General features: G+C 46.4%; 1 protein-coding gene. It reads right to left on the minus strand.

Features of this window, described 5'->3' with window-relative positions; translation table 11 throughout:
• Positions 1–727 (minus strand): IS5 family transposase gene (locus AC5V8P_RS25860; protein ID WP_495474089.1). Its coding sequence is split into 2 segments (ribosomal slippage), with 728 coding nucleotides annotated over them: positions 1–391 and positions 391–727; the frame shifts between segments, so codons are not numbered across the junction. This gene is flagged as partial in the annotation.
• Positions 728–754: the final 27 nt, after the last annotated feature.

A 754-nucleotide genomic window follows, 5' to 3' on the forward strand; every position in this document is an offset into this window, starting at 1 on the left:
AAGGCTCCAAACGTGCAGGATAACTTATCATATCGTGTAGCCAGCCTGCGATAGTGCTTCAATTTGTTAAACAAGCATTCCACAAGATGGCGTTCCTTGTACAACCACCAATCGCACTCACGCTGGATTTTGCGATGTTTTCGGCTTGGAATGACCGCTTTAGCTTGCTTCTCATCGAGAAGGTTTAGAATGTTATTCATGTCGTATCCTCGGTCAGCAATCACGTTCATCCCTTGAAGTTCCATCGACTGAAGCATTTCATACCCTGTTACGCAGTCATGACGGTTACCGCCAGTTAACTCGTAACGAAGTGGGTTACCAAGACCGTCGACAATGGCATGTATTTTGGTCGTTATTCCGCCTCGGGATCGACCGATCGCCTGAAATTGTTGCCCCCTTTTGCGCCCGCTCCATGTTGGTGGACGCGAACGATCGTTGCATCGATCATGATGTTTTCAAAGTCAGGTGTGGTGGAAACATGTTTTAATATTCCATCCCAAATTCCAGCAATCTGCCAACGTCTGAAACGCGTGTACACGGTTTTCCATGAACCGTAATGTTCAGGCAAATCACGCCATGGGGCTCCAGATCTGGCAACCCAAAGCATGGCGTTCAGCATCGTTCGATTATCTTTGGCAATTCGCCCTCCCTGAGGTTTTCGTTCAGGAGGTAGCAGATGTTTAATTTGATTCCATTGGTCGTCTCGAATTTCGTATCGTCTTTTCATACGAAAAGTTTACCATTATTGATACTC

The sequence above is a fragment of the Paenibacillus sp. N119s genome (assembly GCF_059447605.1).